Source organism: Candidatus Thiodiazotropha sp. AKAK2, assembly GCF_058244685.1.
The window spans coordinates 1-7,091 of sequence record NZ_JBSYOP010000009.1; the positions used below are offsets into that span (position 1 = coordinate 1).

The 7,091-nt window shown below is 51.9% G+C and carries 6 protein-coding genes; 3 read left to right on the forward strand and 3 right to left on the reverse strand.

Features of this window, described 5'->3' with window-relative positions; all coding sequences use genetic code 11:
• Positions 1–227: 227 nt before the first annotated feature.
• Positions 228–1,607, reverse strand: coding sequence for an ATP-binding protein (locus tag AC4IE8_RS02810; RefSeq protein WP_490790269.1), 1,380 nt, complete (start codon positions 1,605–1,607; stop codon positions 228–230).
• Entirely contained in the window at positions 1,591–2,325 is a 735-nt protein-coding gene (locus tag AC4IE8_RS02815) for a response regulator (RefSeq protein ID WP_490790270.1), read from the reverse strand. The genes AC4IE8_RS02810 and AC4IE8_RS02815 overlap by 17 nt, the downstream gene beginning before the upstream one ends.
• A gap of 180 nt (positions 2,326–2,505) precedes the next feature.
• Here AC4IE8_RS02815 and AC4IE8_RS02820 point away from each other — a divergent pair, with 180 nt between their 5' ends.
• Positions 2,506–2,895, forward strand: a complete 390-nt coding sequence (locus AC4IE8_RS02820; protein WP_068989412.1) for a hypothetical protein — start codon at positions 2,506–2,508, stop codon at positions 2,893–2,895.
• Positions 2,896–3,054: 159 nt separating this feature from the next.
• The gene (locus AC4IE8_RS02825; RefSeq protein ID WP_490790271.1) at positions 3,055–3,615 is read left to right on the forward strand and encodes a DUF4405 domain-containing protein; all 561 of its coding nucleotides are present in this window, start codon (positions 3,055–3,057) and stop codon (positions 3,613–3,615) included.
• A 130-nt stretch (positions 3,616–3,745) separates the two neighbouring features.
• Here AC4IE8_RS02825 and AC4IE8_RS02830 read toward each other — a convergent pair whose 3' ends face one another.
• Positions 3,746–4,747, reverse strand: coding sequence for an amidohydrolase family protein (locus AC4IE8_RS02830; RefSeq protein WP_490790272.1), 1,002 nt, complete (start codon positions 4,745–4,747; stop codon positions 3,746–3,748).
• 238 nt (positions 4,748–4,985) lie between these two features.
• Between AC4IE8_RS02830 and AC4IE8_RS02835 the strand changes: the two genes are divergently transcribed.
• The gene (locus AC4IE8_RS02835) at positions 4,986–6,995 is read left to right on the forward strand and encodes an ABC transporter substrate-binding protein (protein ID WP_490790273.1); all 2,010 of its coding nucleotides are present in this window, start codon (positions 4,986–4,988) and stop codon (positions 6,993–6,995) included.
• Positions 6,996–7,091: the final 96 nt, after the last annotated feature.

The window sequence follows — 7,091 nt, forward strand, 5'->3', positions numbered from 1 at the left end:
AGCTTACGGTAGTTGTCTGATTGCAATGCTTTCATAAAACGGCTTTCCTGATTTCAGCCAGAGGTCGTCCTGTGGCTAGTATAGCGTTTAATCCTGGTGAACAGTAACTCGGGCTCAGGCAGCTCCATCATAAATGGTGACGGATTCAGCATATTCAACCATTGCTTGCTAATGGGTGATCTTTCTCGATTGAGTTGTTGGTATGTAACCGGCTGAAAAACAGAATTTTATTTGTTATGTTGTTTTTCTGACAGATTGAGCGCCAGGGTTACCCGCAATCCGCCTTCCGGGCGGTTTGCCAGTGTCAGTTCGCCCCCATGAGCGAGTATGATGCTGTTGGCTACGGCCAGCCCCAGTCCGGTTCCACCGGTTTCCCGGCTGCGTGAAGCTTCGAGGCGGAAAAAGGGTGTCAATACCGCTTCCAGCTGATCGTCCGGAATGCCTGGACCGTTGTCGTCAATATGGATGGTGACCCGGTCCGGCCTGGTGGTGAGACTGGCGACCACGGTCTCGCCATATTTCAAAGCGTTATCAATCAGATTATTGAGTGCCCTTCGCAATGAAACCGGTCGGCAGATGAAGTTAAACCGTTCCGGTCCCTGATAGTTGGCATCACCGCCCAGGTCGGCATGGTCATCGATCAGGCTCTGCAGTAGAGCCGCGAGATCGGTGGTGCGAGCCTGTTCATCTGCGGCTTCGTCGCGGGCGAAGCTTAGGGTGTCGGAGAGGATCGCTTCCATCTCAGTGAGGGTGGCCAGGGTCTTCTCCCGCATCTCCTGGTCATCGATATACTCAGCCCTGAGTCGCAGGGTGGTGATCGGGGTTCTCAAGTCATGGGATACCGCGGCAAGCATTCGTGAGCGATCACTGATCTGTTTCTGTAAACGCTGCTGCATCAGGTTGAAGGCGTGGATGGTTTGGCGTACCTCCCGCGGACCTTCTTCTGGAATGGGGGATTGTGGTTGACCGAGGCCGAAGCGCTCGGCGGCATCGGCCAGCTGAGCCATGGGGCGAGCCATGCGTCGGGCAATCAACAGGCCGATGACAACAAGCAGGGCTAGCAGTATTAATAAACCCTGAAGGGTAGCGTTGGCCCAGGGCGGAGCACCCTTGAAATCGATGGTGCGAAAGTTTATCCATAGATCATCCCAAAGGAGGATGGAGATATTGATCGTTTTTAGCCCCTTGCCCGCCCGGAATCTGAGTTGATCCTCTCCTCGGTGGTGTTTGTCGCGCCCATCGAAGTCGACCCTGACCCGGATTGCCGAGTGGTCGCGTATGCCGGTTGTACGGCCTATATGGCGGGCAATCTTTTTTTCCATGGGGTGTCTTGGGGGGTGGCTTACCCAGGGTGTCTCCTCAAGGCTGATCTGCTCACCTTCTTCGGTGACCCGTTGAATGATACGGCTGCGCTCCTGATCATCCGCGTCGCTGAGTAGACGGGTCAGGGTGGCCACCCGTTGCAGAGTGCGGAACAGATTGTGCTCATCGAAGCGTGCTTTACGTTCATCCTGCACCAGGATCGCGCTGCTGATCATCATCAGTAGTGTTGCACCGACTAGCAGCGCCAGGGTTCGCCCCGCCAGGGTGTCAGGCCAGAGACGCATTGTTGTTCTCTACCTTGGCGGCAAAAAGATATCCGCCGCCACGTACGGTCTTAATGATCTGCGGATTGCGGGGTTGATCGCGCAGCTTGCGCCGCAGTCGACTGACCAGCGTATCGATCGCCCGGTCGAAAGCACGCGCCTCACGTCCTCGCGCCAGATCAAGCAACTGGTCCCGTGATAGCACCCGACCAGGGCGGGTGACAAAGGCCATCAGCAGGGTGAACTCGGCGGTGCTCAACGGTACCAGGGTCTGTTGCGGATCGGTCAATTCACGGGATGCCGGTCGCAGTGTCCAGCCAAGGAAATTCAGTTGTTGCGGCAGCTCCTCCCGGCTGACTTTGGGCATTGTGCCCATGCGCCGCATCACAGCTTTGATGCGTGCCAGTAACTCTCTGGGATTGAATGGTTTTGCTAGATAGTCGTCAGCGCCCATCTCCAGGCCGATAATCCGGTCGGTCTCTTCACCCATGGCGGTCAGCATGATGACAGGGGTATTCGACTCGGCGCGCAGGTTACGGCACAGGGTCAGGCCATCTTCACCGGGCATCATCAGATCAAGCACGATCAGATCAATCGCTGCGTCCTGCAGGCGCTTCTTCATCTCGACGCCATTCGATGCGGTGGTGATGCGATATCCATGATCCGTGAGAAAACGTTGCAGCAGGGTGCGAATCTCCTGGTGATCATCAACAACGAGAATGTGGGGTTGGCTATCCATGTGCTCAGTTTAAGGCAAGCGTTGACAGGCGGAAAGGAAGTTTGTGACAGATTGTGTCAAATCCAGGGATTGTCATGGGCTGTTACAAATCTGTCGTTGGTTGGCACGGGGGCGACACATGCAGGGTCTTAAATAGTAGTCGTCAGTAAGACAAAGCAACCAATCAATGAGGATAGTGAAATGAATAAAGGTTTAAAGGTTAGTATCGTTTCTGCGGTTATTGCCACATCAGGACTGTTTGTTCTTGCTTCCAGTGCCGATGCCGGTTGGGGAGGTAAAAGAGGTCAGTGTGATCGTGGCGATATGATGGGAGCTCCCGGAATGATGCAGGGTAAGGGCAAATTCGGGCCAGCGATGGAGCGGGAGTTGGATCTGACTGCGGAAGAGGCGAAAACTCTGGTATCCGCGCGCCTGATCATGCGCGGTAATGATCGCTTGAAGGTGGGGCAGGTGACAGAGAAGGATGGGGATACCTACCTGGTGGATATTGTTACCGTTGATAATTCACTGGTGCGTCAAATTGAAGTTGATCGTGACAATGGTCTGCCACGCGGCGGCTTCAAACGTTAACCGGTTGTTAAGCGGTACGGGGTGGCATCACGCCACCCCGGTAACCTTCACCTGGAGTTCAAAGGGATCTCTGATCAACGCTCTTTCGCCATCCCGGCAAGTACCAAGGTTTGGAAAAACCCTGTGTCTGGATGACGGGTGGGTCAGAGAGTATCTGGAATGAATCATGATGTAGTGACCCGCTGTGGCGGGATGCAGGATAGAGAGAGTCTATTGACAATGAAGAATCTGAATACCCGTAAATGGTCAACGCCACTGATCATCGGAAGCGGCCTGGTGGTGGCGGTTTCCGGTGTGCTGATGTTTTTTGGTCTACATAATCCAATCCAGCTGGCACATGAGTGGGTCGGTATGGTGTTTGCCATAGCGATCGGGTTGCATGTGCTTCACCACTGGGGTGGGTTTAAAAAGTACTTTGCTCAACCCATGGCGTTGAGTCTGGTCGGGTCGGTGGCTCTGGTCAGCAGCGCCTTTATATTTTTATCCTTTACCGATGCCGGTGCCAGTCCAATGATGAACATTGTGATGAGTATTGAGTCTTCGCCGGTTGATGAGGTTGCGCCGTTGCTCAACGAGACCCCCCGGAGTGTCGTGACCCGTATGGAGGCAGCTGGTTTCAAAGTGGAGGGCAGTGCAGACACGATTCTCGAAATCGCTAACGCAAATGATCGTGAGCCACGTGCGTTAATGGAGTTGTTGTTCAGTCAGAAGAGCTCTTGAATCATCAAGCGCCATATGGGGGGGAACACCCCCCCCTGGATGCGAGTTCTTTGAGCTATGGTTCCATCTGGTCACGAGCAGCTGATGAATGGTCGGGACTGTTTTGTCGCTCTGTTTTGTTGTTCATAAGCTATGGCCTATCCGCCTGTTTCAGTAGTTTTGTATGGTTCCGGTAGATCTGGCTATGTTCAGGGAAATAGGCCAACATCACTGCGGCGTATCGATCGAAAGGGTTCTCGATGCGTCTGATTTTTTTGCGCTGGCGGATGTCAAGATCATAACTGTTGTAACGAACCGTGAACGGCACGGGAAAGTCAGTGCCAAACAGGATTTTGTGGTGAACGGTGGTTTGTTGGGAAAGGTGCCGCAAAGCACGGGCACGCAGTGGCGCCAGAATGGCCGAGATATCCGCGTACAGATTGGGCTGGCTGTCGAGCATCTCCAGCAGTGTAAAATAGTCGGCGTCGAAGTGGTCCGGGTTTTTTGACAGATTTCTCCAGGGTTGTAATTTGTGGTGGAAGCGACCGAGCCCCATATGGGCGGCAATTACTGTCACGCCAGTGGCCAATGGCAGATGCAGCATATCGGCCCTTTCAAAGGCGGTGTGAGAGCTGATGCTGTATTCGCTGCCAATGTGGATGATCAGTGGCAGCCGGTGCTGCTTCAGCTTTTCGTAATAGGGGATCCAGCGCTCCTCATTCAAGTCGACACCCCAGTAATTTTGCAGAAACTTGGCGCCCTGAAAGCCCAGTTCCACTTGCTCGTCAATCAACTCAAGAGCGTTGGGTCGTTTCGGGTTTATTGAAAAGAAGGGGATAAACTGATCCGGATATTGGGTAGCGACCTGGAGAACATCCTGGTTCATGGCGCAGACGGTTTTATCCCGCGCCGTCTCCCGGCCATGATCATCAAAACAGGCATCGACACCGAACAGGCAGGTTTTGTCCACTGTTTTTGATTGGCTGATCGAGTTTGCCATCGCTGCGATATAGGTCTGATAGGGGTTGTCTCTCAATCGAGTCGGATCGACACCGAGGCTCCTGGCAAAAAAGCGCACGGCTATTTTGTCGTAAGCCCTCTGGAAGCTGACTGCGGGATTTAGGAGATGAGTGTGGATGTCTATAGTTTTCATTGGGTTAGGGTCTGCTTGGTCTGATTTTCCTTATCATTGAAAGCATATTTACCGGCTCTCAATCAAAGCGTCAACCAGCTCACCGGTGCAGCACAATCCATTCTCTTAGGATCCGGAGCTGTTGTTTGCTAAGCCCTTGTCGTTAAAGGGTGAACAACCAGCGCCGATAACTTCATTTATAGGCTTTTTTATTGATGCTGGCCCTGGTCGGCCTGATTTTTTCAGAATGTTTAAATCTATGCTTAATCATCCAGGCTGTAAGCGGATGTGGTTTTCCAGACGGATCACTCTGCTGTTTCTGTTAATACTTGCCTGGAGCGGCCCACTCTTGTCGGCCAATAATCTGCAACAGACTGACAGTGATTACCAATCCGTTGTTCTGCAGCTGAAGTGGAAGCATCAGTTTCAATTTGCCGGATACTATGCAGCCAAGGCAAAGGGGTATTACAGAGAGTTGGGTCTGGAGGTGGAAATCAGAGAGCATCAGGGACGCGCCCCGGTTGAAGTGATGCTAGACGGTGAGGCGGATTATGCCGTCAGTGGGGCGGATGCATTGATTAAACGGGCCAATGGTTATCCGGTGGTGGCCCTGGCGGCAATCTATCAGCACAGCCCCTACGCCTTATTGGTGAGAGGCGATTCAGGTATTCACCAGGTTTCCGATCTGGCCGGGCGACGGGTGATGATCGGCAGTGGCAGGCAGGATGCTGCACTCCATGCGATGCTGAAAAGGGGCGGGCTTACCAGCGATGACTATGTACGTCTGCCCAGCAGTTTTGATGCGAATTCATTGGTGGCCGGTGAAACTGATGCGTTCAATGCTTATATGACTGATCAGGGGTTTCTGCTGGGTGAGGCGGGTGTGGCACCCCGATACATCATACCGAAGGATTATGGTATCGACTTCTATGGCGATGTGCTGATTACGACTGAGCAGCAGATCAGTGAAAACCCAGAGCAAGTAGAAAACTTCCGCAACGCCACGCTCAAGGGTTGGGCCTATGCGCTGGCTAATCGGGATGAGATCGTTGATCTGATACTACAGAAGTACAATACCCAGGGTATGTCCCGTGCCCATCTTGTCTATGAAGCTAATCTCTCCAAAGAGTTGATTCAGCCGTTGTTGGTAGAGGTCGGCTACATGCATCCTGAGCGTTGGAGGCAGATCCATGAAATATTCATTGAATTGAATTTTCTCGGTGAGAACAGTCGTATCGAAGGGTTGTTATATCAGGCAAGATCCCCCATACCAGACTGGTTGAGCTGGAGCTATGAAAATTATATTTTTGTCTTAATTGGCGTGCTTACAACTGTCGGTTTGCTGTTATCGATGGCCATCGTCAGACTCAAGCTGCTGGTCAGGAAACATACCGTTGAACTGATCGAAAAAGAGCGTGGATACAGAACAATATTTGATGCCGCACCGGAAGGGATGTGGGTCATTGATCCTGAACGTAAGACGCTCGATGTCAATGAGCGATTACGAGAGCTGCTGGGTTATAGCAAAGAAGAGATGCAGGGAAAAACCCCAATGGAGTTTGTCGACGAGGCAAACAAACTGATTTTTATTGAACAAACAAACAAGATCAGCAAAACCGATAGGCGCAGTTACGATGTTGAGCTTCAGCATAAGGATGGCTACAACATACCAACCCACTTCAGTGCAGTTACCTTGAGGCAGCAGGATGGGAGTGTGTTCTCCTCGATCGCCTTTGTTGAGGATATTACGGAGCGTAAAAGACTGGAGGCGGAGTTACGAGCCGGTGAGCAGAATCTGCGGCGTCTGATCAATTCACAGCCGGCTTGTGTCAGTACCATTGGAAAAGATGGTGAGTTGCTCAGTATTAATCCCAAAGGGCTTGAGATCATTCAAGCGGAATCATTGGATCAGCTCCCAAAGACTATACTTTTTGATTTGATTGATGAGCCTTATAAGGAGGCGTTTGAACAGATCAATCAATTGGTATTTAATGGTCAGAGCACATCTTTGACGTTCAGTATTACCGGTTTGAAAGGCAGGCATATCTGGCTGGAAACCCACGCGGTACCGATCATGGATTCTGAAGGTGCGGTTATCGAGCACCTTGGGTTGACCCATGATGTGACCGATCGTCTCAATATGGAGATGCAGGTTTACCAAGAGCGTGAGTTTTTGCAGACAGTGATCGATAACATCACAGACGCGGTGATGGTGATCGATACCGATCTGCAGATTCAATTGTGTACGCCCAGCATGGGCATGAACTGATGGGGTGTAAGTCCCCTGTAGGAGAACCACGGTCGATGATCGATGAGTTGCATAGGCGTCCCTCTCAGAGTCAGATTCCCTATCAATTCATGTATT

Excerpts from the sequence above, each read along its gene's own strand:
- AC4IE8_RS02820 (WP_068989412.1), top strand. The coding sequence starts at position 2,506 with ATGAATAAAGGTTTAAAGGTTAGTATCGTTTCTGCGGTTATTGCCACA.
- AC4IE8_RS02815 (WP_490790270.1), bottom strand. The coding sequence starts at position 2,325 with ATGGATAGCCAACCCCACATTCTCGTTGTTGATGATCACCAGGAGATT.
- AC4IE8_RS02810 (WP_490790269.1), bottom strand. The coding sequence starts at position 1,607 with ATGCGTCTCTGGCCTGACACCCTGGCGGGGCGAACCCTGGCGCTGCTA.
- AC4IE8_RS02830 (WP_490790272.1), bottom strand. The coding sequence starts at position 4,747 with ATGAAAACTATAGACATCCACACTCATCTCCTAAATCCCGCAGTCAGC.
- AC4IE8_RS02835 (WP_490790273.1), top strand. The coding sequence starts at position 4,986 with ATGCTTAATCATCCAGGCTGTAAGCGGATGTGGTTTTCCAGACGGATC.
- AC4IE8_RS02825 (WP_490790271.1), top strand. The coding sequence starts at position 3,055 with ATGAATCATGATGTAGTGACCCGCTGTGGCGGGATGCAGGATAGAGAG.